The sequence below is a fragment of the Pollutimonas rozaliensis genome (assembly GCF_048751585.1).
Lineage (GTDB): Bacteria > Pseudomonadota > Gammaproteobacteria > Burkholderiales > Burkholderiaceae_B.
Genome location: NZ_JAZHOB010000239.1, coordinates 1 through 254, shown reverse-complemented (window position 1 = coordinate 254; position 254 = coordinate 1). Strand labels below are relative to the sequence as shown.

At 50.4% G+C, this 254-nt stretch carries 1 protein-coding gene; it reads right to left on the bottom strand.

What is annotated here, in order from left to right; genetic code table 11:
- Positions 1–254 (bottom strand): hypothetical protein (locus tag V0R37_RS22740; protein WP_420376638.1); only part of this gene is annotated, 254 nt, incomplete at both ends.

Below are 254 nucleotides of genomic sequence, written 5' to 3'. Positions count from 1 at the left end.
CACGCATTTCAGTTGAGTAATACTCACATTCAGCTCCAACAGGCGGCAGCTCCCCGCGCTCGTGCCAGTTTGTTTGACTGGTGTTTGACTGATTCAAGCTCTCCTCAATCATTGACACAGCATCTCGATACTCGCCATCGGGGCATAGTAAATACATGCGGTCTGCCTTGAAGTCTGCTTCTGGCTTCGGTTCGTGGCGTTCATCTACGATGCGGAATTTTTGTGACCCAGCCCAATTCCAGTTTTCAACTGCG